1 protein-coding gene is annotated in these 275 nt (G+C 69.5%); it reads right to left on the bottom strand.

What is annotated here, in order from left to right:
- Positions 1–20 precede the first annotated feature (20 nt).
- A partial coding sequence (locus STRTUCAR8_RS00880; protein ID WP_044471417.1) for an SDR family oxidoreductase occupies positions 21–275 on the bottom strand: 255 nt, incomplete at its 5' end.

Genomic DNA, 275 nt, shown 5'->3' with positions numbered 1-275 from the left:
CCAGGCCGTGTTGTGGGCTGCTAGATCGAGAGCGCGAACCCGCCCGTCACGCGCAGCGTCTCACCGGTGACGAAGGACGCCTTCGACGAGGCGAGATAGAGCAGCGCCTCGACGATGTCCCGTTCCTCGCCCTCCCGCCCGAGGACCTGCTCACCCAGGACGCGTTCGGCCTCGGCGGCGGACAGTTGGGCCCGTACGGTCTCGGTGAGGATCAGGCCCGGCGCTATCGCGTTGACCCGGATGCCGTCGGCGGCGAACTCACGGGCGAACGACAC

Origin of the sequence: Streptomyces turgidiscabies Car8 (assembly GCF_000331005.1) — a bacterium.
In the GTDB taxonomy this organism is placed as follows: domain Bacteria; phylum Actinomycetota; class Actinomycetes; order Streptomycetales; family Streptomycetaceae; genus Streptomyces; species Streptomyces turgidiscabies.
The sequence above is the reverse complement of the archived record's forward strand: the minus strand, read 5'-3'. Positions and strand labels throughout refer to the sequence as shown.